At 58.9% G+C, this 24858-nt stretch carries 20 protein-coding genes; 2 read left to right on the top strand and 18 right to left on the bottom strand.

The genetic code is table 11. The features are described 5' to 3' along the window. Positions 1 to 165: 165 nt before the first annotated feature. The 18 genes from tilS to rpsB form a co-directional block, all read right to left on the bottom strand. Positions 166 to 1494, bottom strand: coding sequence for a tRNA lysidine(34) synthetase TilS (gene tilS, locus KW840_RS09685; protein WP_218495041.1), 1329 nt, complete (start codon positions 1492 to 1494; stop codon positions 166 to 168). Positions 1495 to 1627: 133 nt separating this feature from the next. Continuing rightward, entirely contained in the window at positions 1628 to 2575 is a 948-nt protein-coding gene (locus KW840_RS09680; RefSeq protein WP_057716163.1) for an acetyl-CoA carboxylase carboxyltransferase subunit alpha, read from the bottom strand. A gap of 139 nt (positions 2576 to 2714) precedes the next feature. Next, on the bottom strand, positions 2715 to 6236 hold the full coding sequence (dnaE, locus tag KW840_RS09675; protein WP_218495040.1) for a DNA polymerase III subunit alpha: 3522 nt from the start codon (positions 6234 to 6236) through the stop codon (positions 2715 to 2717). 77 nt (positions 6237 to 6313) lie between these two features. Beyond that, on the bottom strand, positions 6314 to 6940 hold the full coding sequence (gene rnhB / locus KW840_RS09670; RefSeq protein WP_150812975.1) for a ribonuclease HII: 627 nt from the start codon (positions 6938 to 6940) through the stop codon (positions 6314 to 6316). 11 nt (positions 6941 to 6951) lie between these two features. After that, on the bottom strand, positions 6952 to 8082 hold the full coding sequence (lpxB, locus tag KW840_RS09665; RefSeq protein WP_090453390.1) for a lipid-A-disaccharide synthase: 1131 nt from the start codon (positions 8080 to 8082) through the stop codon (positions 6952 to 6954). Between the two features lie 2 nt (positions 8083 to 8084). Beyond that, the gene (lpxA, locus tag KW840_RS09660) at positions 8085 to 8861 is read right to left on the bottom strand and encodes an acyl-ACP--UDP-N-acetylglucosamine O-acyltransferase (RefSeq protein ID WP_057716167.1); all 777 of its coding nucleotides are present in this window, start codon (positions 8859 to 8861) and stop codon (positions 8085 to 8087) included. Beyond that, entirely contained in the window at positions 8858 to 9298 is a 441-nt protein-coding gene (gene fabZ, locus KW840_RS09655) for a 3-hydroxyacyl-ACP dehydratase FabZ (RefSeq protein WP_007978374.1), read from the bottom strand. The genes lpxA and fabZ overlap by 4 nt, the downstream gene beginning before the upstream one ends. Before the next feature lie 108 nt (positions 9299 to 9406). Then, positions 9407 to 10462 (bottom strand): UDP-3-O-(3-hydroxymyristoyl)glucosamine N-acyltransferase, encoded by a 1056-nt coding sequence (gene lpxD / locus KW840_RS09650; protein WP_218495039.1) that lies wholly within the window; start codon positions 10460 to 10462, stop codon positions 9407 to 9409. Positions 10463 to 10464: 2 nt separating this feature from the next. Continuing rightward, positions 10465 to 10968, bottom strand: a complete 504-nt coding sequence (locus KW840_RS09645) for an OmpH family outer membrane protein (protein WP_007990260.1) — start codon at positions 10966 to 10968, stop codon at positions 10465 to 10467. A 45-nt stretch (positions 10969 to 11013) separates the two neighbouring features. After that, entirely contained in the window at positions 11014 to 13389 is a 2376-nt protein-coding gene (gene bamA, locus KW840_RS09640; RefSeq protein WP_057716169.1) for an outer membrane protein assembly factor BamA, read from the bottom strand. A gap of 74 nt (positions 13390 to 13463) precedes the next feature. Continuing rightward, positions 13464 to 14816, bottom strand: coding sequence for a sigma E protease regulator RseP (gene rseP / locus KW840_RS09635; RefSeq protein ID WP_218495038.1), 1353 nt, complete (start codon positions 14814 to 14816; stop codon positions 13464 to 13466). 53 nt (positions 14817 to 14869) lie between these two features. Further along, the gene (gene ispC, locus KW840_RS09630) at positions 14870 to 16060 is read right to left on the bottom strand and encodes a 1-deoxy-D-xylulose-5-phosphate reductoisomerase (protein WP_218495037.1); all 1191 of its coding nucleotides are present in this window, start codon (positions 16058 to 16060) and stop codon (positions 14870 to 14872) included. Further along, on the bottom strand, positions 16057 to 16863 hold the full coding sequence (locus KW840_RS09625) for a phosphatidate cytidylyltransferase (protein ID WP_057716172.1): 807 nt from the start codon (positions 16861 to 16863) through the stop codon (positions 16057 to 16059). Before KW840_RS09625 ends, ispC begins: the two co-directional genes overlap by 4 nt. Further along, positions 16863 to 17618, bottom strand: a complete 756-nt coding sequence (gene uppS, locus KW840_RS09620) for a polyprenyl diphosphate synthase (protein WP_057716173.1) — start codon at positions 17616 to 17618, stop codon at positions 16863 to 16865. Before uppS ends, KW840_RS09625 begins: the two co-directional genes overlap by 1 nt. A gap of 13 nt (positions 17619 to 17631) precedes the next feature. After that, positions 17632 to 18189: a ribosome recycling factor gene (gene frr / locus KW840_RS09615; protein ID WP_008019552.1), complete on the bottom strand. Its 558-nt coding sequence runs from the start codon at positions 18187 to 18189 to the stop codon at positions 17632 to 17634. Further along, a complete protein-coding gene (gene pyrH, locus KW840_RS09610; RefSeq protein ID WP_008000043.1) occupies positions 18186 to 18929 on the bottom strand; it encodes a UMP kinase in 744 nt (247 codons plus the stop codon). The genes frr and pyrH overlap by 4 nt, the downstream gene beginning before the upstream one ends. A gap of 214 nt (positions 18930 to 19143) precedes the next feature. Then, positions 19144 to 20007, bottom strand: coding sequence for a translation elongation factor Ts (gene tsf, locus KW840_RS09605; protein ID WP_008052779.1), 864 nt, complete (start codon positions 20005 to 20007; stop codon positions 19144 to 19146). 189 nt (positions 20008 to 20196) lie between these two features. Next, entirely contained in the window at positions 20197 to 20934 is a 738-nt protein-coding gene (gene rpsB / locus KW840_RS09600) for a 30S ribosomal protein S2 (RefSeq protein WP_007978390.1), read from the bottom strand. Between the two features lie 371 nt (positions 20935 to 21305). Between rpsB and map the strand changes: the two genes are divergently transcribed. Both map and KW840_RS09590 read left to right on the top strand, forming a co-directional pair. Further along, positions 21306 to 22088 (top strand): type I methionyl aminopeptidase, encoded by a 783-nt coding sequence (gene map / locus KW840_RS09595; RefSeq protein ID WP_057716174.1) that lies wholly within the window; start codon positions 21306 to 21308, stop codon positions 22086 to 22088. A 41-nt stretch (positions 22089 to 22129) separates the two neighbouring features. Continuing rightward, the gene (locus tag KW840_RS09590; protein ID WP_057716175.1) at positions 22130 to 24832 is read left to right on the top strand and encodes a [protein-PII] uridylyltransferase; all 2703 of its coding nucleotides are present in this window, start codon (positions 22130 to 22132) and stop codon (positions 24830 to 24832) included. The last annotated feature ends 26 nt before the right edge of the window (positions 24833 to 24858 follow it).

Here is a 24858-nt window from a genome sequence, read left to right as displayed (position 1 = left end):
CGCCGCGTTGGGACAGACCGGAAAATGAAACACCGGTTCGTTGCTCGCTACACATTTTTTGGAATCGCCCAGCAAAGACTGCTTGGTAATCGGCAACTCCTGCAATTCAGGCGAATCCACAGAAGTTGTATCAAGAAGGGAGCGTAGTCTACCGGAAAGCCCCTTTCAGCTCAAACCTTGATCTTCGTTCAGTGGCTGCCAATGCAAATGCCAGTCGCCGAGTGCACCACCATCGAGCCCCTTGAGGTTCGCTACCGCCAGCAGTTGCCCGTCTTTGTAGAGCAGCGGCAATCTGCCGCGTACGAAGGACGGTACAGCACTTTCATTGAGCAAACGTTTCAGGTCCCTATGGCCGCGGCCTGACAATGCCATGACCTCTCCCCCTTCACGATAGCGGATATGCAGCGGGCCATCGGGGATTTGCCCGGTCAGCAAAAGCACGCCGTTGCCCGGGATAGCCAGCGGTAAAGCCGGGTCCAGCCACACCCCGGCGCCGGACAGAGGCCTCAGCCAGTGGCCGGACAGCCACCAGATCCGTCCGCCCGCCCGATGCAGTTCGCCATCGGCCAGCCGCCACACCGGGCAGGCATCGCCGGTGGCATCGCGCAAATCCTCCCAACCCGACCAATGGTCAGTGTCCGGCAAGCGGGTCAGCGGTTCGAGCCAATGACTCAAGGCATTGCGCTGCCGGGCATCAGACAATTGCGCAAGCGGCGCCAGCTCAAGCGACCGCAAGCCCAGCCAGGCAAACTCACTGGCAGAGCTGGCCTCACGCAAATCCATGTCCGCCAGTTCTTCGAGCAGTCCCTGCGCCTCACTCAAATGCGTCGCGCTGCGGGCCATGGTCGCCACCGCTTGCGGCCAGCGCTGGATCAGCACGGGCAAGACTTGATGCCTAAGGTAATTGCGCGAGTACTGCCGATCCTGGTTCGAGGGATCTTCGATCCAGCTCAAGCCATGCGCACTGGCATAAGCCTCCAACTCAGCCCGCGTGACATCAAGCATTGGCCGCAGCAAATGCCCCTTGCCCAAAGGGCGCTGACGCGGCATCCCGGACAATCCGCGCACGCCCGCTCCGCGCAACAAGCGAAACAGCAGCGTTTCCGCCTGATCGTCGCGATGCTGAGCCGTCAGCAGCACTTCGTTGGCCTGAAGGGCTTCAGTGAAGGCGTGATACCGCGCATCCCGGGCTGCTCGTTCAAGGCTGGCACCCGGTTGCACCTGCACGCGAACCACTTGCAGCGGCACGCCCAGCGCAGCGCACACGGCACGACAATGTTCCGGCCACGTATCGGCTACGGCTTGAAGGCCGTGATGAACATGGATGGCGTTGAGCGCCGGCAGGGATTCGGTTTTGGAGAGTGTTGCCAGAAGGTGCAGCAGGACAGTGGAGTCGAGGCCGCCGGAGAAGGCGATGCGCCAGGTCGCAGCATTGCGCCACGAGGCAAGATTCAACAAGAGTCTGGCGGGCAGATCAATATTGGACCGACTCATATCCATCACCTTGCATAAATCAAATGTGGGAGCGAGCTTGCTCGCGATAGCGGCCTGACATTCAACAGATTCGTCGACTGTCATACCCTCATCGCGAGCAAGCTCGCTCCCACATGGGCACTGCGTGTACGGCTTAGAGACCGTAGCTCATCAGTCGATCGTAGCGGCGCTTGAGCAGCGCGTCGTTATCGAACTTCTTCAGCATCGCCAGTTGCGAGCTCAGCTCGGCGCGGATCGATGCGGCTGCGGCGGCCGGGTCGCGGTGCGCGCCGCCCAGTGGCTCTCCAATCACCTTGTCCACGATGCCCAGGCCTTTGAGGCGCTCGGCGGTGATGCCCATCGCTTCTGCGGCATCCGGTGCCTTCTCGGAGGTTTTCCACAGAATCGAAGCGCAACCTTCCGGCGAAATCACCGCGTAGGTGGAGTATTGCAGCATGTTCAACTGGTCGCAGACGCCGATCGCCAGCGCACCACCGGAACCACCCTCACCGATCACGGTGGCGATGATTGGGGTTTTCAGGCGGGCCATCACTCGCAGGTTCCAGGCAATCGCTTCGCTCTGGTTGCGCTCCTCAGCGTCAATGCCAGGGTAAGCGCCCGGAGTGTCGATGAAGGTCAGGATCGGCATTTTGAAACGTTCGGCCATTTCCATCAGGCGGCAAGCCTTGCGGTAGCCTTCCGGACGCGGCATGCCGAAATTGCGGCGAACTTTCTCGCGCACTTCACGGCCTTTCTGGTGGCCGATGATCATCACCGGCTTGTCGTCCAGACGGGCAATACCGCCAACGATGGCAGCGTCGTCCGAGAAGTGACGGTCACCATGCAGTTCGTCGAACTCGGTGAAGATGTGTTCGATGTAGTCCAGGGTATACGGACGTTTCGGGTGACGCGCCAGACGTGCGATCTGCCAGCTGGTCAGCTTGCCGAAGATGTCTTCGGTCAGCGTTTTGCTCTTGTCCTGCAGGCGGGAGATCTCATCGCCGATATTCAGCGAATTGTCATTACCGACCAAGCGCAACTCTTCGATCTTGGCTTGCAGGTCGGCGATCGGCTGTTCGAAATCTAGAAAATTCGGGTTCATAGGCGTCCGTCTTGGGTCGAGTCCCAAGGGTTCTTGGGCCGGCCGGTTGTCTATTCGCGCCCTACCTTAAGGGACAGGCGCGTTGAGGTCGAGATTAAAAATTCAGGTCAAGGTCAGGGCAATCTAATAGCACTGACCGTCAACGGTATTGGAGGAAGACGTTGTCTCGCCCGAACTGGTCACGCAGGGCTTGAATCAACGCATCCGCCGGATCGATTCGCCAGCCTTCGCCGAACTGCAACAAGGCCTTCGCATCGGGGCTGGTGTAGTCCAAGGTGATCGGGCACGCGCCGCGGTGACGCTTCAACAGTTCACCCAGCCAGCGTAGCTGATCGCCCTTGAGGTCCTTGGTATGCAACTTCAGGCGCAGGCTTTCGGCCAGATTGGTGCGCGCATCCTCCATGCTCATCACCCGCTTGACCCGCAACTTCAGGCCACCGGAGAAATCGTCGTTGCTGACCTCGCCTTCGACCACCACCATCGCGTCGGTCTGCAACAGTGACTGCGCGGAATGGAACGCCTCGGAAAACAGCGAGGCCTCGATCCGTCCGGAGCGGTCGTCGAGGGTGATGAACCCCATCTTGTCGCCCTTTTTGTTCTTCATCACCCGCAAGGCGATGATCATCCCGGCAACGGTCTGGGTATCACGCGCCGGTTTCAGGTCGATGATGCGCTGGCGGGCGAAGCGACGGATTTCACCTTCGTATTCGTCGATCGGGTGACCGGTCAGGTACAGGCCGAGGGTATCTTTCTCCCCCTTCAGGCGCTCCTTGAGGGTCAGCTCCTTGGCCTTGCGGTGATTGGCGTAGACGTCGGCGTCTTCTTCGACAAACAGACCGCCAAACAGGTCGGAGTGACCGCTGTCCTGGGTTCGCGCGGTCTGTTCGGCCGCCTTGATCGCTTCTTCCATGGCGGTCAGCAGCACCGCGCGATTGCGGTCGATGTTGGCCTGGTAGGCTTTCTGCTCGTCGTGGAAATACGGCCCGAGGCGATCCAGGGCACCGCTGCGGATCAAACCGTCGAGGGTGCGCTTGTTGATGCGCTTGAGGTCGACCCGTGCGCAGAAATCGAACAGATCCTTGAACGGACCGGCCAGACGCGCTTCGGTGATCGCCTCGACGGGGCCTTCACCCACGCCCTTGATGGCGCCCAGGCCGTAAATGATCCGGCCTTCGTCGTTCACCGTGAACTTGAATTCGGACGTGTTCACGTCCGGCGCGTCGAGACGCAGCTTCATCGTCCGCACTTCTTCGATCAAGGTCACGACCTTGTCGGTGTTGTGCATATCCGCCGAGAGTACCGCGGCCATGAACGGCGCCGGGTAGTGCGCCTTCAGCCATGCGGTCTGGTAAGACACCAGGCCATAGGCGGCGGAGTGGGATTTGTTGAAACCGTAACCGGCGAACTTTTCCACCAGGTCGAAGATGTTACCGGCGAGGTCCGCGTCGATGTTGTTGGTGGCGCAACCTTCAATGAAGCCACCGCGCTGCTTGGCCATTTCCTCGGGTTTTTTCTTACCCATGGCTCGACGCAGCATGTCCGCACCACCGAGGGTGTAACCGGCCATGACCTGGGCAATCTGCATCACCTGTTCCTGGTACAGGATGATGCCGTAAGTCGGTGCCAGTACCGGCTTGAGGCCTTCGTACTGGTAGTCCGAGTGCGGATACGCCAGCTCGGCGCGACCGTGCTTACGGTTGATGAAGTCGTCCACCATGCCTGATTGCAGCGGGCCCGGACGGAACAGTGCCACCAGTGCGATCAAGTCTTCCAGGCAGTCGGGCTTGAGCTTTTTGATCAGCTCCTTCATGCCCCGGGATTCAAGCTGGAACACCGCCGTGGTTTCGGCTTTTTGCAGCAAGGTGTAGGTCGGTTTGTCATCCAGCGGGATGAACGCGATATCCAGCGGCGGTTCGTTGACCTTGGCACGGTCGCGGTTGATCGTTTTCAGCGCCCAGTCGATGATCGTCAGGGTCCGCAGGCCGAGGAAGTCGAACTTCACCAGGCCGGCCGCCTCGACGTCATCCTTGTCGAACTGGGTTACCAGGCCATCACCGGCTTCGTCGCAATAGATCGGCGAGAAGTCGGTCAGCTTGGTCGGGGCGATTACCACACCACCGGCGTGCTTGCCGACGTTACGCACAACGCCTTCGAGCTTGCGGGCCATCTCCCAGATTTCCGCGGCCTCTTCATCGACCTTGATGAAATCGCGCAGGATCTCTTCCTGCTCATAGGCCTTTTCCAGGGTCATGCCGACTTCGAACGGAATCATCTTCGACAGACGATCCGCCAGGCCATAGGACTTGCCCTGCACCCGCGCCACGTCGCGGACCACGGCCTTTGCCGCCATGGAACCGAAGGTGATGATCTGGCTCACGGCGTTGCGGCCGTACTTCTCGGCTACGTAGTCGATTACCCGGTCGCGACCGTCCATGCAGAAGTCGACGTCGAAGTCGGGCATGGATACCCGTTCCGGGTTGAGGAATCGTTCGAACAGCAGGTCATATTCCAGCGGGTCGAGGTCGGTGATCTTCTGCACATAGGCCACCAGCGACCCGGCACCCGATCCACGGCCAGGACCCACCGGTACGCCGTTGTTCTTGGCCCACTGGATAAAGTCCATCACGATCAGGAAGTAACCGGGGAACCCCATCTGGATGATGATATCCAGCTCGAAATTCAGCCGGTCGACATAGACCTGGCGCTTGGCCTCGTAGTCTTCGGTGGTGTCCTTGGGCAGCAGAACGGCAAGGCGCTCTTCCAGGCCGTCGAAGGACACCTTGCGGAAGTATTCGTCGATGGTCATGCCATCAGGGATCGGGAAGTTGGGCAGGAAGTGCGTGCCCAGCTTCACTTCAATGTTGCAGCGCTTGGCGATCTCGACGGTGTTTTCCAGCGCTTCGGGAATGTCGCTGAACAGCTCGGCCATTTCCTCGGCGCTTTTGAGATACTGCTGATCGCTGTAATTCTTCGAACGCCGCGGATCGTCGAGGGCGCGGCCCTCACCGATGCAAACGCGGGTTTCGTGGGCAGCGAAGTCTTCCTGCTTGATGAAGCGCACGTCGTTGGTCGCCACCAGCGGCGCACCGAGCTTCTCGGCCAGGGCCACGGCACCGTGCAGTTGTTCTTCATCGTTGGGGCGGTTGGTGCGCTGGATTTCCAGATAGAAACGATCCGGAAACACGTCCATCCACTCGCGGGCCAGGGTTTCGGCCTCGACGGGGTTGCCGCTGAGCATGGCCTGGCCGATCTCGCCTTCTTTGGCCGCCGACAGCATGATCAAGCCCGAGTTGGCTTCAGCAACCCATTCGCGCTCGATGATGATCGCGCCGTTGCGCTGACCATCGATAAAGCCGCGGGAAATCAGCTCGGTGAGGTTGCGATAGCCTTCGGCGTTCATCACCAGCAGGCTGATCCGGCTCAGGGGGTTGTCCGGATCCTTGTTCGACAGCCACAGGTCGGCGCCGCAGATCGGCTTGATCCCGGCACCCATGGCGTTTTTATAGAATTTGACCAGGGAACACATGTTGTTCTGGTCGGTGACCGCCACGGCAGGCATGTTCATGCCCACCAGGGTCTTGACCAGCGGTTTGATCCGCACCAGACCGTCGACCAGGGAGTATTCAGTGTGCAGGCGTAGGTGAACGAATGAAGCCGGCATAGTGATCCTGTCTATAAACATGAAGACAACAAGGCCCGGATTGTACCGGGCCTTGGTAAAAAAAATCAGCCTTGCGACTAACTCTCTACGGCGCTCTCTAGCGCCTCATACGCCAGCCGCACCGGGGCAAACGAACGCCGGTGAATCGGGGTCGGCCCAAGCCGTGCCAGCGCCTCCAGATGAACAGGCGTCGGGTAGCCTTTGTGCCCGCCGATGCCGTAACCCGGGTAGATCAATTCAAACGCGGCCATTTCACGATCACGGCTGACCTTGGCCAGAATCGATGCGGCGGCGATGGCTGGAACCTTGCTATCGCCCTTGACCACGGCTTCGGAGCGCATCGGCAGTTTCGGGCAACGATTGCCGTCGATCATCGCCAGCTTCGGCTGAACGTGCAGCCCGGCGACCGCGCGCTGCATGGCCAACATGGTGGCGTGCAGGATATTCAGTTCGTCGATTTCTTCGACTTCGGCGCGAGCGATGCACCAGCTCAGGGCTTTTTCGCAGATTTCGTCGTAGAGCTTTTCGCGACGGGCTTCGGTGAGTTTCTTCGAGTCATTCAGGCCGAGGATCGGGCGGTTCGGATCGAGGATCACCGCCGCTGTCACCACCGCACCACAGAGCGGACCGCGACCCACCTCATCGACACCGGCAACCAACTCTTCGATTTCAGCGACCAAGGTGAAATCCAGCCCCATCTGCATATTCGTTTTACTCATTTTACTTGGCCGATCAGGTTCAGCACTGCGTCCGCAGCCTGGTTGGAGGCATCCAGACGCAGGGTCCGGTGAATCTCGTCAAAACCGCGGGTCTGCTCTTCCCCATCCTCGATCAGTGGCGACAAGGTCTGGGCCAGCGCTTCGACCGTGGCATCGTCCTGCAACAACTCGGGCACCAACAGACGTTGGGCCAACAGGTTCGGCAACGAAATGTAGGGGCTTTTCACCATGCGCTTGAGAATCCAGAACGTCAGCGGCGCCAGGCGATAGGCGACCACCATCGGTCGCTTGTACAGCAACGCTTCAAGCGTCGCGGTACCGGAGGCGATCAACACCGCATCACACGCTGCCAGGGCCAGATGAGATTGCCCGTCGAGCAGGGTCAGCGGCAGATCGCGACCGGCCAACAGTTCTTCGAGCTGTGCGCGACGTTGCGCACTGGCGCACGGCATGACAAACCGCACCCCCGGGCGCAACGCCCGCAGGCGTTGCGCCGTATCGAGAAACAATGAACCGAGCCGGCCAACTTCACCGCCACGGCTGCCTGGCATCAACGCCACCAGCGGCCCGTCAGGCAAGCCGAGTTCGGCCCGCGCAGCAGCGCGATCGGCCTGCAGTGGAATGGCATCGGCCAGGGTATGGCCGACGAAACGCACCGGCACGCCTTTCTCTTCGTAGAATCTGGCTTCGAACGGGAACAGCGTGAGCATCAGGTCGCAGCCTTCGCGAATCTTCAGCACGCGTTTCTGCCGCCAGGCCCAGACCGACGGGCTGACGTAGTGCACGGTCTTGATCCCGGCCTGGCGCAGTTTGAGTTCGATATTGAGGTTGAAGTCCGGCGCGTCGATACCAATGAATACATCGGGTTTCGCGTCGATCAGGTCGGCGACCAGCTTCTTGCGCCGAGCCAGCAACTCGCGCAACCGCCCCAGCACTTCCACCAGGCCCATGACGGACAGACGCTCCATCGGGAAATACGAGGTCAGGCCTTCAGCCTGCATCAACGGACCACCGACACCGATGAACTCGACCGCCGGGTGGCGAGCCTTGAGCGCGCGCATGAGACCCGCACCCAGAATGTCACCGGAAGCCTCACCCGCTACCAGCGCAATACGCAGATTGGCCATGGTTAGCGGGTGATGCCGCGGGTCGAAGACTGGATGGAGTCACGGAACACCGCTACTTCCGGGAACTGCGCAGAAGGCTCCGCCAGTTCGGCGAGCGCCTGCTCCACGGTCAGGCCCTGGCGGTACACCACCTTGTAGGCACGACGCAGCGCGTGGATCGCATCTTCGCTGAAGCCCCGACGGCGCATGCCCTCGAAGTTCATGCTCCGGGCTTCGGCAGGGTTGCCGAACACCGTGACATACGCAGGAACATCCTTGCCGATCGCTGTACCCATACCTGAAAAGCTGTGGGCGCCAATGTGGCAATACTGGTGAACCAGGGTAAAACCGGAAAGGATCGCCCAGTCTTCCACATGCACATGGCCCGCCAGTGCGGTGTTGTTCACCAGGATGCAATGGTTGCCGATAACGCTGTCGTGGCCTATGTGGGCATAGGCCATGATCAGGTTGTGGTCGCCCAGGGTCGTTTCCGAGCGGTCCTGGATGGTGCCACGGTGAATCGTCACGCCTTCACGGATGACGTTATGGTCACCGATCACCAGGCGGGTTTCCTCGCCCTTGTACTTCAGGTCGGGTGTGTCTTCGCCCACCGAGGAAAACTGGTAGATGCGATTGTGCTTACCGATTCGGGTCGGGCCCTTGAGAATCACGTGCGGCCCGATGACTGTCCCCTCGCCGATTTCCACACCTGCGCCGACGATCGACCACGGGCCGACCTCGACGCCGTCAGCCAGAACGGCTGTCGGATCGATGATTGCACGAGGGTCAATCAAACTCATAGCTTGCGTTCCGCACAGATGATTTCAGCCGAGCAGACAGGCTTGCCATCGACCGAAGCCTGGCACTCGAACTTCCAGATCTGACGCTTGCAGCTGATGAACTTGGCCTCAAGGATCAGCTGATCGCCCGGCAAAACCGGCTGGCGGAAGCGCAGCTTGTCGGACCCGACGAAGTAATAGAGCGTGCCGTCAGCCGGTTTCACGTCAAGCATTTTGAAACCAAGGATCCCGGCAGCCTGAGCCATTGCCTCGATGATCAGTACGCCCGGCATGATTGGATGCGCAGGGAAGTGACCATTGAAGAACGGTTCGTTGATGCTGACATTCTTGTAGGCGCGAATGCGCTTGCCTTCAACATCCAGCTCCACTACCCGGTCCACCAGCAGGAACGGGTAACGGTGAGGCAGGTATTCGCGAATCTCGTTGATGTCCATCATTTCGGGGGGAAGCCTATGTAAAGATTGGGAGCGCGCGACTGACACACGCCCCTCTAGCAAATCAAGCAGGCCGTCTAACGGCTGTGCACACTTGATATGGAAATGGTATCAGCCATCTGATGAAGCATTACCGTCAGGGGTCACTTCCCCTACACGCTTTTCCAGCTGTCGCAGGCGCCGCGCGATGTCATCGAGCTGACGGATGCGAGCCGCGCTTTTGCGCCATTCGGCTGCTGGCTGCATTGCCGTTCCGGAAGAATAGGAACCCTTTTCGGTAATCGAGTGGGTCACCATGGTCATCCCGGTGATGAAAACGTTGTCGCAAATTTCGATATGCCCCACCAGCCCTACACCGCCAGCGAGCATGCAATGCTTGCCGATTTTGGTGCTGCCGGAGATCCCGACGCAGGCGGCCATGGCGGTGTGATCACCGACCTGAACGTTGTGGGCGATCTGGATCTGGTTGTCGAGCTTCACACCATTACCGAGAACGGTATCGGCCAATGCGCCGCGGTCGATAGCGGTATTCACGCCAATCTCCACATCGTCACCGACCAACACACCACCGATCTGGGCGATTTTCTGCCAGACACCTTTCTCATTGGCGAAACCGAAACCTTCGCCGCCGAGCACGGCACCTGACTGAATGACCACACGCTTGCCGATACGCACGTCGTGGTACAGCGTGACCCGCGGGGCCAGCCAGCCGCCTTCGCCAATTTCGCAACGGGCACCGATGAAGCAATGCGCACCGATGGTCACACCCGCAGCAATACGTGCCGCGCTTTCGATCACCGCAAAGGCACCAATACTCGCAGCCGGGTCAACCACCGCGTCCTCGGCCACAACGGCTGTCGGGTGAATGCCGGCAGCCGCTTTCGGCTTTGGATCGAACAGGTGGGAAACGCGCGCGTAGGCCAGATACGGATCAGGCACCATCAGCGCATTACCGGCAAAACCTTCAGCATCAGCAGCCTTCAGTAACAGAGCTGCGGCCTGACTATCTGCCAGGTACTTACGGTATTGAGGGTTTGCGAGAAAGCTCAACTGAGCTGGGCCAGCCTCTTGCAAAGTGGCTAGCCCAGTAATTTCTTTCTCCGGGTCGCCACGTAGCGTGGCGCCGAGGAACTCGGCCAATTGGCCGAGCTTTATAATCGCTGTCATAGTTACTTCAGCTGATTCATGCGCTCGATAACCTGGCGAGTGATGTCGTACTGAGGCTTGACATCAATCACTGCGCCACGCTCGAAGACCAGGTCAAAAGCACCTTTCTTGATGACTTCTTCCACAGCGCTGTCCAGTTTCGGCTTGAGCTGCTTCAGCATTTCACGGTCGGCAACGGCTTTGGCTTCATTCAGTTCCTTGGACTGGAACTGGAAGTCACGGGCCTTTTGCTTGAATTCAAGCTCCAGACGCTCGCGCTCGCCCTGCTGCATTTTGTCGCCACCGGCCATCAGGCGGTCCTGAATGCCCTTGGCGCTGCTTTCCAGCGTCTTGAGCTTGGTCAGCTGAGGACCGAACTTCTTCTCGGCATCCACGGCGTATTTCTTGGCCGCATCGGACTCCAGCAGAGCCATCTGATAGTTCAGAACAGCAATTTTCATGTCGGCGAACGCCGGACCAGCGACCAGTACGCTGGCCAGGAGAACCAATTGAGTCAACTTACGCACGATGCACCCCTACAAAATTCATTGTCGTTATCTTGGGTCAGACGCTTAGAACGTCTGGCCGAGAGAGAATTGGAACACTTGAGTTTCAGCGTCATCCGGTTTCTTGACTGGCATGGCCAAGGCGAAACTCAGAGGACCCAGTGCGGTGACCCAGGTCACACCCACACCGACGGAACTGGCCATGTTGCTCAGACTGATATCGTTGCACTTGGTGTTGGACTTCGAGCCATCCGCGTTTGTGGTATCCGAGCAAGATGAATCGAACACGTTACCCACATCCCAGAATACCGAGGTCCGCAGGGAGCGTTGATCCTTGATGAACGGCAGCGGGAACAGAACCTCCACACCACCCTGGATCAGGACGTTACCACCGAACGGCAGCGGATCCTGGTCCGGGTCGACCGCTGTACCAGGGTTCTTGCCGGTACTTGGTGTACTGCGAGGCCCCAGGGTGCTGTCCTTGAAGCCACGAACCGAGTTGAAACCACCAGCATAGTAGTTTTCATAGAATGGCAAGCCATCCGTCGACCCGTAGCCATCGCCATAACCCAGCTCGGTGTGCAGGCGCATGGTGTAGTTCTCGCTCAATGGCTGGAACAACTGGCCACGGTAGTCGAGCTTGAAGAACGACAGGTCGCTGCCTGGAATCGTGGATTCCAGCACCAGGCTCTGGGAATGACCACGGGTAGCGAGCACACCCTTGTTCAGGGTGGACTCGGACCAACCGGCCGAAGCCTTGAAGTTCAGGTACTTGTCGCCTTCCTTGTTAACGAAGTCGAAGATCTCGTCAACGGTGTACACACCTGTCTTGATCTCGTCCTGCTGAGCCGTCAGGCCAAAGGTCAGACGCGAAGTCTCGCTGATCGGGTAGCCAACGCTCACGCCTGCACCCAGGCTGTCTACGGCGTAGCTGGCGATGTCAGTATCGAGCTCGTCATAGTCAGTCGTGCGGTAGAACGCGTTGTAACCCAGGCTCACGCCGTCGGCGGTCCAGTAGGGGTCGACAAAGCCGAAGTTATAGCGGGTCTGGTATTCGCTTTTGGTCAAGCCGACGCTGACCTTGTTACCGGTACCCAGGAAGTTGTTCTGGGTGATCGAACCACCGAGGATCAGACCGGCGCTCTGGGCGAAACCGACGCTGGCGGTAATCGAACCGGAGGCTTGTTCTTCAACGCTGTAGTTGACGTCCACCTGGTCATCGACACCCGGCACGGCCGGGGTCTCAACGTTGACTTCCTTGAAGAAGCCCAGACGTTCAAGACGGGTCTTGGATTGGTCGATCAGGTAAGTGGAAGCCCAGCCGCCTTCCATCTGACGCATTTCACGACGCAGCACTTCGTCTTCGGACTTGGTGTTGCCACGGAAGTTGATGCGGTTCACGTAGGCACGCTTGCCCGGATCGACCGCGAACAGGATGTCTACGGTGTGATCTTCGTCGTGCGGTTGAGGCACACCGTTGACGTTGGCGAAGGTGTAACCCTCGTTACCCAGGCGACGGGTGATCAGTTCGGAGGTGGTGGTCATCAGCTTGCGCGAGAACACCTGGCCTTTTTGCACCAGCAACAGGGACTTGATCTGGTCTTCAGGGACTTTCAGGTCACCGCTGAGCTTGACGTCACGAACGGTGTACTTCTCGCCTTCGTTGACGTTGACGGTGATGTAGACGTGTTTCTTGTCTGGCGTAATGGAGACCTGAGTCGAAGCGATATCCATGTTGATGTAGCCACGGTCCAGATAGTAGGAACGCAGGCGCTCCAGGTCACCGGACAGCTTTTCACGGGCGTACTTGTCGTCGTTCTTGAAGAACGACAACCAGTTGGTGGTCTTGAGTTCGAACAGGTCGATCAGGTCTTCGTCAGGGAAGACCGTGTTGCCCACCACGTTGATGTGCTGGATAGCCGCAACGGTGCCTTCGTTGATGTTGACCTTCAGGCCGACGCGGTTACGCGGCTGCGGCACCACTTCGGTGTCGACGGTAGCCGAGTAGCGACCCTGGGCGACGTACTGACGTTGCAGCTCGTTACGCACACCTTCGAGGGTGGCACGCTGGAAGATCTCGCCTTCGGCCAGACCGGATTGCTTGAGGCCTTTCATCAGGTCTTCGGTAGAGATCGCCTTGTTGCCTTCGATCTCGATACTGGCGACCGACGGGCGCTCGACTACCGTGATGACCAGGACGTTGCCATCGCGGCCCAGCTGGATATCTTGAAAGAAACCGGTTTTGAACAACGCACGAGTGGATTCCACCAGGCGACGATCATCCGCCTGTTCACCGACGTTCAACGGCAAAGCACCAAAGACGCTACCCGCGGAGACCCGCTGGAGGCCATTGACGCGAATATCAGAGATAGTGAAGGACTCGGCGTGAACTTCGGCGATCATCAATACGGTGAGAACCGCAGTTAGCAGCAGACGTTTCATGAAGTCCTTTCTTATTCCAACTGGCAATAAACAAACTGCCGCAAAATGCGGCAGATTCGCAATTCAGCGAAGCGTTACAGTCGACCCAGATCATTAACCAGAGCAAGCAACATCACCCCGATCACCAAACTGATACCGATCTGTATCCCCCAACCTTGCACCCGATCTGACAAGGGACGACCACGCACCCACTCGATCAGATAAAACAACAAATGCCCCCCATCCAGTACCGGAATGGGCAACAAATTCAGAACGCCCAAGCTAATACTCAGATAAGCAAGGAAATTCAGGAAATCAGCAACACCCGACTGGGCCGAAGCGCCCGCCACTTTAGCAATGGTTATCGGTCCACTCAAGTTTTTTACCGAGAGCTCGCCGAACAACATTTTCTTCAGTGAATCGAGGGTCAGCACGCTCATGGTCCAGGTGCGTCGAGCCCCCTCGCCAATTGCTGCCAATGGCCCGTAGCTGACCTCGCGGATCATCTCCGGCGGCCAGTCGATCGCTTTCACCCCTGCCCCCAAATAACCGCTGGGTGACTTGCTCTCGCCGCGAGCGGCAAGTGTTACCGGGACGTCGATCTGAGCACCGTCGCGCTCAACCCGCAGCATGATTTTGGTATCAGGATGCATACGGACGGTATCGACAACCTGCTGCCAGTCATCGAGCGTACGACCATCGAGCGCGAGCAAGCGGTCACCGGTCTTCAGGCCGGCAGCCTTGGCCGGCCCCTTTGGATCGAGCTCGGCCAGGACAGGCGGCAATGCCGGACGCCATGGACGAATCCCCAAAGAATGGATAGGGTCGGGCTCGTCAGCCCCTTTGAGCCACTTGTCCAGCACAAGTTCACGAGGAGAGTCGGCCGTGGAACCCTGTTCGCGCACCACTACCTGCAACGAACCGCTTTCGCCCAGGCGACGCACCAGCTGCAGGTTCACCGCCGCCCAGCCGGAAGTCGCCTCACCATCAATGGCCACGATTTCCTGGCCGGGGCTCAAACCTGCCTTGGCCGCAATACTCCCGGACTCGACAGCGCCGATGACCGGACGCACCTGCTCGCTGCCGAGCATTGCCAATACCCAGAAGAACGTAAATGCCAGCAGGAAGTTGGCAATCGGCCCCGCCGCTACGATGGCAATGCGCTGACGAACGGATTTACGATTGAAGGATTGATCAAGCTGATCGAGCGGTACTTCACCTTCGCGCTCGTCGAGCATTTTGACGTAGCCGCCCAACGGGATGGCGGCGACGACAAATTCGGTGCCCTGCTTGTCGTGCCACCGCAGCAAAGGCATGCCGAAGCCTACGGAGAAACGCAGCACTTTGACCCCACAGCGACGCGCGACCCAAAAATGGCCGAACTCGTGGAAGGTAACCAGCACACCCAGAGCGACCAGGGTGCCGACAATCATATAGAGCGCGCTCATCTACTTTCTCCGCATTCCTATCCGCTGCTGCCTGGGCCAACTATCCGCAGCATTTACCGCCCGTGACGGCTCAACCATTGTCCGGCCAGCAATCGGGCCTTCGCGTCTGCCGTGAACACTGCATCGAGATCATCCACCGCCACTACGGGCTCCAGATTCAGTACTTCCTCGATGATACTCGCGATTTCCGGGTAACGAACCCGTTCGTCGAGAAATGCCGCTACCGCCACTTCGTTCGCCGCATTGAGCATGGCTGGCGCGCTGTTACCCGCTTCGGCCGCCTGACGAGCCAGACGCAGGCACGGGAAACGTTTTTCATCGGGCGCCTGGAAGTCCAACCGCGCAATGGCAAACAGGTCCAGCGGCGCCACGCCCGAGTCAATCCGCTCCGGCCAGGCCAGGGCATTGGCGATGGGCGTGCGCATGTCCGGATTACCGAGCTGTGCCAGAACAGAACCATCAACGTAATCGACCAGCGAATGGATCACACTTTGCGGGTGAATCACCACCTCGACCTGCGAAGGCTTGGCATCGAACAGCCAGCAGGCTTCGATCAACTCAAGCCCCTTGTTCATCATGCTGGCCGAGTCAACGGAGATTTTTCGCCCCATGGACCAGTTCGGATGAGCACACGCCTGATCGGGAGAAACATTCGCCAGCTCCGCCATGGGCGTCTGTCGAAACGGACCGCCGGAAGCCGTCAGCAGAATCCGACGTACGCCAACCACCTCAAGGCCACGGGCATAATCGAGCGGCATGCACTGGAAAATGGCGTTGTGCTCGCTATCGATCGGCAGCAACACCGAACCGCTCTTGCGCACGGCCTGCATGAACAGCGCGCCGGACATGACCAGCGCCTCTTTATTGGCCAGCAGAATTTTCTTGCCGGTCTCCACCGCCGCCAGTGTCGGGCGCAAACCCGCCGCACCGACGATGGCCGCCATGACCGTATCGACTTCCGGATCGGAAGCGACCTGACACAAACCTTCCTCACCCACCAGAACACGGGTCGAGAGACCCGCCGCGCGCAAATCATCTTGCAGGGTGCGGGCAGCTGCGATCTCAGGCACCACGGCAAATCGCGGGACATGGCGCACGCAGAGCGCCAGCAATTCACTCAAGCGGCTGAAGCCAGTCAAGGCAAAGACCTGATATCGATCAGGGTGACGAGCGATGACGTCGAGCGTGCTCAGGCCAATCGAGCCGGTCGCCCCCAGAACGGTAATCTGTTGTGGGCGGCTCATGGTGCAGCCATCCACAGCAGCACCGCAAACACCGGAATCGCTGCCGTCAGGCTGTCGATACGATCCAGCACACCGCCGTGACCCGGAAGCAGATTACTGCTGTCCTTGATCCCGGACTGACGCTTGAACATGCTTTCAGTGAGATCACCCACCACCGAAATGAACACGATCAGCGCGGCACCGATCAACCCTTTGAGCAGCTCGGCCACCGTCCAGTCGCGTACCAGACCAACGATTGTGGTAATCACCAGGCTCAGCGCCAGACCACCGTACACGCCCTCCCAGCTTTTGCCCGGACTGACCTGTGGTGCGAGCTTGCGTTTGCCGAAAGCGCGACCGGAGAAGTAGGCGCCAATATCGGCACCCCACACCAACACCATCACCGCCATGATCAGCCAGTTACCCAGCGGGTATTGCTTGATCTGCACCAGACCTTGCCAGGCCGGCAGCAGAATCAACAGGCCGATCACCAACTTGGTCGCCGCACTGGACCATTGCTCGCTCGAGCGCGGATAGGTCAGCACCAGATACGTCGCCACTGCCCACCACAGCACTGAAGCACCCAATACCCAAGGCGCGAGGCCGGGCAGGATGTACATGAGGAACAGCACCAGAGCGACCACAGCGGCATAGCCAACGCGGTACGCTTGAGCGGCAAAACCCGCCAGACGCGCCCATTCCCAGGCACCAAGGGTCACGACCAGCCCGATGAACAGTGCAAAACCGGAACCTTCAAGCAGAAAGAATCCGCACAAGGCAATCGGCAGCAGGATCAGTGCGGTGATGATTCGTTGTTTAAGCATTAAACCCGGGCTCCAGCCTCGACCTGCTCGCTCGTTTTACCGAAGCGGCGCTGGCGGGAAGCGAAATCGGCCAGCGCATTGCGCATGGCATCGTGTTTGAAGTCCGGCCAGAACAGGTCGGAGAAATACAACTCGGCATAGGCCAGTTGCCAGAGCAGGAAGTTGCTGATGCGGTGCTCGCCACCGGTGCGGATGCACAGGTCCGGCAACGGCAGATCGCCCGTGACCAGGCAGGTCTGCAGCAGATCAGGCGTGATGTCTTCCGGACGCAAGTGCCCGGCCTGAACTTCTCGCGCCAGTCGTTGCGCAGCTTGCGCGATATCCCACTGACCGCCGTAATTGGCGGCGATCTGCAGGACAAAACGATTGGCACCAACCGTCATGGCCTCGGCTTCACGCATGGCAGCCTGCAGCTCTGGATGAAAACGCGAGCGGTCACCAATGATGCGCAGGCTGATGTTGTTGTCGTTGAGGCGCTTGGCCTCACGACGCAGCGCCTTGAAGAACAGATCCATCAAAGCGCTGACCTCATCGGCCGGACGTTGCCAGTTCTCGCTGGAGAAGGCGAACAGGGTCAGCACTTCGACCTTGGCCTCGGCGCAGACTTCAATGACTGCACGTACCGCATCCACGCCCGCTTTATGCCCGGCGACACCTGGCATAAAGCGTTTTTTCGCCCAGCGATTGTTACCATCCATGATGATCGCGACATGGCGCGGCACCGCGGACGGTGCAGTCTGCTTAGTCTTTTCCATGAAAACGCGACCCTTATACGGCCATCAGGTCTTTTTCTTTCTCTGCCAGCTTCGCGTCGATTTCAGCCACGAATTTCTTGGTCAGGTCGTCGATCTCGCCAGTGGCGCGACGCTCTTCGTCTTCACTGATCTCTTTTTCTTTGACCAGGTCTTTCAACGAGCTGTTGGCATCGCGACGGATGTTGCGCACGGCAACACGAGCGTCTTCAGCCACGTCACGGGCCTGCTTGGTGAAACCGCGGCGGGTTTCTTCGGTCAGGGCCGGCATGCTGATCAGCAGCAGCTCGCCGAGGTTGGTCGGGTTCAAGTTCAGACCTGCACTGCCGATAGCCTTGTCGACTGCGCCGAGCATGTTGCGCTCGAAGGCAACGACTTGCAGGGTGCGGGCGTCCTTGACGGTGATGTTGGCCACTTGCTTGATCGGGGTGTCAGCGCCGTAGTACGGCACCATCACGCCTTCCAGGATGCTCGGGTGCGCCTGGCCGGTACGGATGCGGCCGAAGTTGTGCGACAGGGACTCCACAGACTTCTGCATGCGCTCTTTAGCGTCTTTCTTGATTTCGTTGATCATTGTTCGCCTTCCTCGATCAGGGTCCCTTCAGCGCCGCCGTGTACGATATTCAGCAGGGCGCCGGGCTTGTTCATGTTAAATACGCGTAGTGGCATCTTGTGGTCGCGGCACAGGCAAATGGCCGTCAGATCCATCACACCCAGCTTGCGATCCAGCACTTCATCATAAGTCAGATGATCGAACTTCTCGGCATGCGGGTCTTTGAACGGGTCAGCGGTGTAGACACCATCGACCTTGGTCGCCTTGAGCACGACATCGGCATCGATTTCGATTGCACGCAGGCAGGCTGCCGAATCCGTCGTAAAGAACGGGTTGCCGGTACCGGCCGCGAAAATCACCACGTCCTTGGAATTCAGGTGACGCATGGCCTTGCGACGATCGTAGTGATCGGTCACGCCAACCATGGAAATAGCGGACATCACGATGGCCGAGATGTTGGCGCGCTCAAGGGCGTCGCGCATCGCCAGGGCGTTCATCACAGTGGCCAGCATGCCCATGTGGTCGCCGGTGACCCGGTCCATGCCAGCCTTGCTCAGCGCTTCACCGCGGAACAGGTTGCCACCACCGATAACCAGACCAACCTGAACGCCGATGCCGACCAGCTGGCCAACTTCCAATGCCATGCGATCCAGAACTTTCGGATCGATCCCGAACTCTTCCGAGCCCATCAGGGCCTCGCCGCTAAGCTTGAGTAGAATGCGTTTATAGCGAGCCTGATAACCACTGCCCTGCTGAGCCATTGCGAATCTCTCCTGCGGCGTATTTTAAAAAAAATTCTTTGCGAGCTGTTTTACAGCTGACGCTCACTCTAGCTTGGCACTGCTTCAGCGCCATCGGAACATGGCTTTGTAAGCCAGTTCCAAAGGGAAACCAAATAAAAATTGATACCCCATCTGAAAAGAGGCTGCGCGCGTGAGCGGGCAGCCTCTTCTGGGCGACAGTTAAAAAACCGTCTTATTGCTTGGCGGCAGCCAGCTGAGCAGCAACTTCTTCTGCGAAGTTGTCCACTGGCTTCTCGATGCCTTCGCCTACTTTGAAGTAAGTGAAGGAAACGATTTCAGCGCCGGCTTTCTTGGCCAGGGCACCAACGGTGACTTCCGGGTTCATCACGAAAGCTTGCTCTACCAGGCTGGCTTCAGCCAGGAACTTGGTGATACGGCCGGCGATCATCTTCTCGACGATTTCAGCTGGCTTGCCTTTCATCTTGTCTTCGTTCAGGGTCAGGAAAACGCCCTTCTCGCGCTCGATGGCTTCTGGCGAAACCTGCGATGGCAGCAGGAACTCAGGGTTGCTCGCCGCCACGTGCATGGCGATCTCTTTGGCCAGCTGAACATCGCCGCCCTTGAGAACAACAGCAACTCCGATCTTGTTGCCGTGCAGGTAGGTGCCGACAACGTCGCCCTCTACGCGTACCAGGCGACGAATGTTGACGTTCTCGCCTACTTTGGCGACCAGAGCTTCACGAGCCGATTCCTGAGCGGCGATCAGCGGAGCTGCGTCGGTCAGTTTTTCGTCGAAGGCTTTTTCTACGCAGGCAGCAACGAAGTTCTTGAAGTCGTCTTGCAGGGCCAGGAAGTCGGTCTGCGAGTTAACTTCCAGCAGCACGGCTGCCTTGTCGTCAGCCTTGATGGCGATAGCGCCTTCAGCGGCAACGTTGCCGGCTTTCTTGGCAGCCTTGATGGCGCCCGAAGCACGCATGTCATCAATGGCTTTCTCGATGTCGCCGCCAGCCTTGGTCAAGGCCTTTTTGCAGTCCATCATGCCTTCGCCAGTACGCTCGCGCAGTTCTTTGACCAACGCTGCAGTAATCTCTGCCATTTCAAAATCCTCTTGGATAGGTTTTCAACCATTCCACCCGATCGAACGGGCGATCAATTCTTCCCGAACCACCCTTGTTAGCTGCCGCACGTTACAGATAGAGCAGTGGGCGCCGACAAATGGTTTTCGAGGTGGCAAAAAGGGGGCCAAGCCCCCTTTTTGCTTACTGAGTCAACGCCAAGGCGTCAATTACTCAGCTGCTGCTACCGGAGCTTCTTCAACGAAAACTTCGGTGCCGCCGGCAACATTGTTGCGACCGCGGATGACAGCGTCAGCCATCGAACCCATGTACAGCTGGATAGCGCGGATTGCGTCATCGTTGCCTGGGATGATGTAGTCAACGCCTTCCGGGCTGCTGTTGGTATCGACTACGCCGATAACCGGGATGCCCAGCTTGTTGGCTTCGGTGATCGCGATGCGCTCGTGATCAACGTCGATAACGAACAGAGCGTCTGGCAGACCGCCCATGTCCTTGATACCACCCAGGGAACGATCCAGCTTTTCCAGGTCACGAGTGCGCATCAGCGCTTCTTTCTTGGTCAGCTTGGCGAAAGTACCGTCTTCGGCTTGTACTTCAAGGTCACGCAGACGCTTGATGGAAGCACGGATGGTCTTGAAGTTGGTCAGCATGCCGCCCAACCAGCGGTGATCGACGTACGGCGAACCGCAACGTGCTGCTTCTTCAGCAACGATCTTGCCAGCGGAACGCTTGGTGCCGACGAACAGAATCTTGTTTTTGCCCTGGGCCAGACGTTCTACGAAAGTCAGAGCTTCGTTGAACATTGGCAGGGTTTTTTCAAGGTTGATGATGTGGATCTTGTTACGCGCACCGAAAATGTACTTGCCCATTTTCGGGTTCCAGTAACGGGTCTGGTGACCGAAGTGCACACCGGCCTTCAGCATATCGCGCATGTTGACTTGGGACATGATAGTTCCTTAATAAGTCGGGTTTGGCCTCCACGTATCCCAATGACCAACCAGCAGCATCAGCTGAAGGCACCCAGGTCATCGTGTCGACACGTGTGTGGATTTAAGCTTCCCGAGACATCCCCGGAAAGCGGCGCATTTTATATCACAAGACAGGGCAAAACGGAACCCGGATTCTGAAATCCTGGCGAGCGTTTTGTTCCACCCCTTGGAATCCGCCAAGAATGCACCATTCTATAGAGAGAAGCGATGCACACAGCCGCAGATTTGCGCTGATCGTCTGGTAGAATCGTATTTTTCAGGGCCGCGAAGTTCGATCGCGCATTGCCCCCTCCGTCTAGAAAGCGCCGCCTGGCGCAGAGAGAGCCTGTATGACCGTCACCCTCAAAACCCCCGAGGATATCGCCAAAATGCGTATCGCCGGCAAACTGGCCGCCGATGTGCTGGAAATGATTGCCGAATACGTCAAGCCGGGCGTTACCACCGATCAACTGAACCAGATCTGCCACGACTACATCGTCAATGAGCAGAAAGCCATCCCTGCCCCGCTCAATTACAAGGGCTATCCAAAGTCGATCTGCACGTCGATCAACCATGTGGTCTGCCATGGCATTCCAAACGACAAGCCGCTCAAAGATGGCGACACCCTGAACATCGACGTCACCGTCATCAAGGACGGTTTCCACGGTGACACCAGCCGGATGTTCCACGTCGGCAACGTACCGGTCTGGGCCGAGCGCCTGTCCCAGGTGACCCAGGAATGCATGTACAAGGCGATCGAGATCGTCAAACCCGGCTGCCGCTTGGGCGACATCGGCGAAATTATCCAGAAGCATGCGGAAAAGAACGGCTTCTCGGTGGTTCGCGAATTCTGCGGCCATGGTATCGGCAAGGTATTCCACGAAGAACCGCAGATCCTGCACTACGGCCGCGCTGGCACCGGCATGGAACTCAAGGCCGGCATGACCTTCACCATCGAGCCGATGATCAACCAGGGCCGCGCCGACACCAAGGTACTGGGCGACGGCTGGACCGCGATCACCAAGGACCGCAAGCTCTCGGCACAGTGGGAACACACCCTGCTGGTGACCGAAACCGGTTACGAGATCTTCACCCTGCGCAGTGATGACACCATCCCTCGCGTTTCGGCCTGATCCCGCTACCGTACATCGCCTATAGAAAGGAAAGCCAATCGATGCCGCAGGTGGATCCCGAACTCTTCGACCGCGGCCAGTTCCAGGCTGAACTGGCCCTGAAGGCAAGCCCGATCGCGGCCTTCAAGAAGGCGATCCGCCAGGCCCGCGAAGTGCTCGACACGCGTTTTCGCAATGGCCGGGACATTCGCCGGCTGATCGAGGATCGCGCCTGGTTCGTCGATAACATCCTGCAAAAGGCCTGGGAGCAGTTCAGCTGGAGCGAGGACGCCGACATCGCGCTGGTCGCGGTCGGCGGCTACGGCCGTGGCGAATTGCACCCTTATTCCGATATCGACTTGCTGATCCTTCTGGACAGCGCCGACCACGAGGTTTTCCGCGATTCCATCGAGCGTTTTCTGACGCTGTTGTGGGACATCGGCCTGGAGGTCGGCCAGAGCGTTCGCTCGGTCGACGAATGCGCCGTCGAGGCCCGCGCCGACCTGACGGTCGTCACCAACCTGATGGAAAGCCGCACCATCGCCGGCCCCGAGCGTTTGCGCCAACGCATGCTGGACGTCACCAGCACCGGGCATATGTGGCCGAGCAAGGACTTCTTCCTGGCCAAGCATGCCGAACAAAAGGCTCGCCACCACAAGTACAACGACACCGAATACAACCTGGAACCCAACGTCAAAGGCTCACCCGGCGGCCTGCGGGATATCCAGACGATTCTGTGGGTGGCCCGTCGCGAGTACGGCACCCTGAACCTGCGGGCACTGGCAGGCGAAGGATTCCTGGTAGAGAGCGAAAACGCCCTGCTCGCCTCCTCCCAGGAGTTCCTGTGGAAGGTTCGCTATGCCCTGCACATGCTGGCCGGCCGCGCCGAAGACCGCCTGCTGTTCGATCACCAGCGCACCATTGCCGGGCTGCTGGGCTTCAAAGGCGACGACGCCAAGCAAGCCATCGAAAACTTCATGCAACAGTATTATCGGGTGGTCATGAGCATCGCCCAACTCAGCGACCTGATCATCCAGCACTTCGAGGAAGTCATCCTCGCACCGGAAGACGAAGCGCCACCGCAGCCGATCAACTCGCGTTTCCAGTTGCATGACGGCTACATCGAGGCACGCAACGACAACGTCTTTCGCCGCACGCCGTTCGCCATGCTCGAAATCTTCGTGCTGATGGCCCAGCAGCCCGAAATCAAGGGTGTGCGCGCCGACACCATTCGCCTGCTGCGGGAACACCGCCACCTGATCGACGACGACTTCCGCAACGATATTCGCAACACCAGCCTGTTTATCGAATTGTTCAAATGCAAGATCGGCATCCACCGCAACCTGCGGCGAATGAACCGTTACGGCATCCTTGGGCGTTATCTGCCCGAATTCGGCTTTATCGTCGGGCAGATGCAACACGACCTGTTCCACATCTATACGGTCGATGCCCACACCCTGAACCTGATCAAACACCTGCGTAAGTTGCAGTACACCCAGGTGTCGGAAAAATTCCCGCTGGCCAGCAAAGTCATGGGCAAGCTGCCCAAGCCCGAGCTGATCTACATGGCCGGCCTGTACCACGACATCGGCAAAGGCCGGCATGGCGATCACTCGGACATCGGTGCCGTGGATGCCGAGGCCTTTTGCCAGCGTCATCAACTGCCCACGTGGGACAGTCGCCTGATCGTGTGGCTGGTGCAAAACCACCTGGTGATGTCGACCACCGCCCAGCGCAAGGATTTGTCCGACCCGCAGGTGATCCACGATTTCGCCCAGATCGTTGGCGACGAAACCCGCCTCGACTACCTGTATGTGCTGACTGTCGCAGACATCAACGCCACCAACCCGACCCTGTGGAACTCCTGGCGCGCCAGCCTGCTGCGCCAGCTCTACACCGAGACCAAGCGCGCCTTGCGCCGTGGCCTGGAGAACCCGGTGGATCGCGAAGAGCAGATCCGCCAGACCCAGAGCGCCGCCCTGGATATCCTGGTGCGCGGCGGCACCGACCCGGACGATGTCGAGCAATTGTGGGCGCAGTTGGGTGATGACTATTTCCTGCGCCACACCGCCGGCGACGTGGCCTGGCACAGCGACGCGATACTCCAGCAACCGGCCGACGGCGGACCACTGGTGCTGATCAAGGAAACCACCCAGCGCGAGTTCGAAGGTGGCACGCAGATCTTCATTTATGCCCCGGACCAGCACGACTTCTTTGCCGTGACCGTGGCAACGATGGACCAGCTCAACCTGAACATTCACGACGCCCGGGTCATCACCTCCAGCAGCCAGTTCACCCTCGACACCTATATCGTGCTCGACACCGACGGCGACTCGATTGGCGATAATCCGGCGCGGGTCAAACAGATCCGCGAGGGTCTGACCGAAGCCCTGCGTAACCCGGACAACTACCCGACCATCATCCAGCGCCGGGTGCCACGTCAGCTCAAGCATTTCGCCTTTGCACCACAAGTGACGATCCACAACGACGCCCAACGCCCGGTGACGGTGCTGGAACTCACCGCGCCCGACCGCCCGGGCCTGCTGGCGCGGATCGGCACGATCTTCCTGGAGTTCGATCTGTCGTTGCAGAACGCCAAGATCGCCACCCTCGGCGAACGCGTGGAAGACGTGTTCTTCATCACCGACGCCAACAATCAGCCGTTGTCCGACCCGTTGCTGTGCAGCCGCCTGCAGGATGCGATCGTCGAACAACTGAGCGTCAACCAGGAACCTGATATCAAACTGTCGCGCATCAGCATCTGACTTAACAACGGCCCGCCTTTTGTAGG

Origin of the sequence: Pseudomonas sp. PDM30 (assembly GCF_019218985.1) — a bacterium.
GTDB lineage: Bacteria > Pseudomonadota > Gammaproteobacteria > Pseudomonadales > Pseudomonadaceae > Aquipseudomonas > Aquipseudomonas jessenii.
The sequence above is the reverse complement of the archived record's forward strand: the minus strand, read 5'-3'. Positions and strand labels throughout refer to the sequence as shown.

Excerpts from the sequence above, each read along its gene's own strand:
- tilS (WP_218495041.1), bottom strand. The coding sequence starts at position 1,494 with ATGAGTCGGTCCAATATTGATCTGCCCGCCAGACTCTTGTTGAATCTT.
- KW840_RS09680 (WP_057716163.1), bottom strand. The coding sequence starts at position 2,575 with ATGAACCCGAATTTTCTAGATTTCGAACAGCCGATCGCCGACCTGCAA.
- dnaE (WP_218495040.1), bottom strand. The coding sequence starts at position 6,236 with ATGCCGGCTTCATTCGTTCACCTACGCCTGCACACTGAATACTCCCTG.
- rnhB (WP_150812975.1), bottom strand. The coding sequence starts at position 6,940 with ATGCAGATGGGGCTGGATTTCACCTTGGTCGCTGAAATCGAAGAGTTG.
- lpxB (WP_090453390.1), bottom strand. The coding sequence starts at position 8,082 with ATGGCCAATCTGCGTATTGCGCTGGTAGCGGGTGAGGCTTCCGGTGAC.
- lpxA (WP_057716167.1), bottom strand. The coding sequence starts at position 8,861 with ATGAGTTTGATTGACCCTCGTGCAATCATCGATCCGACAGCCGTTCTG.
- fabZ (WP_007978374.1), bottom strand. The coding sequence starts at position 9,298 with ATGATGGACATCAACGAGATTCGCGAATACCTGCCTCACCGTTACCCG.
- lpxD (WP_218495039.1), bottom strand. The coding sequence starts at position 10,462 with ATGACAGCGATTATAAAGCTCGGCCAATTGGCCGAGTTCCTCGGCGCC.
- bamA (WP_057716169.1), bottom strand. The coding sequence starts at position 13,389 with ATGAAACGTCTGCTGCTAACTGCGGTTCTCACCGTATTGATGATCGCC.
- rseP (WP_218495038.1), bottom strand. The coding sequence starts at position 14,816 with ATGAGCGCGCTCTATATGATTGTCGGCACCCTGGTCGCTCTGGGTGTG.
- ispC (WP_218495037.1), bottom strand. The coding sequence starts at position 16,060 with ATGAGCCGCCCACAACAGATTACCGTTCTGGGGGCGACCGGCTCGATT.
- KW840_RS09625 (WP_057716172.1), bottom strand. The coding sequence starts at position 16,863 with ATGCTTAAACAACGAATCATCACCGCACTGATCCTGCTGCCGATTGCC.
- uppS (WP_057716173.1), bottom strand. The coding sequence starts at position 17,618 with ATGGAAAAGACTAAGCAGACTGCACCGTCCGCGGTGCCGCGCCATGTC.
- frr (WP_008019552.1), bottom strand. The coding sequence starts at position 18,189 with ATGATCAACGAAATCAAGAAAGACGCTAAAGAGCGCATGCAGAAGTCT.
- pyrH (WP_008000043.1), bottom strand. The coding sequence starts at position 18,929 with ATGGCTCAGCAGGGCAGTGGTTATCAGGCTCGCTATAAACGCATTCTA.
- tsf (WP_008052779.1), bottom strand. The coding sequence starts at position 20,007 with ATGGCAGAGATTACTGCAGCGTTGGTCAAAGAACTGCGCGAGCGTACT.
- rpsB (WP_007978390.1), bottom strand. The coding sequence starts at position 20,934 with ATGTCCCAAGTCAACATGCGCGATATGCTGAAGGCCGGTGTGCACTTC.
- map (WP_057716174.1), top strand. The coding sequence starts at position 21,306 with ATGACCGTCACCCTCAAAACCCCCGAGGATATCGCCAAAATGCGTATC.
- KW840_RS09590 (WP_057716175.1), top strand. The coding sequence starts at position 22,130 with ATGCCGCAGGTGGATCCCGAACTCTTCGACCGCGGCCAGTTCCAGGCT.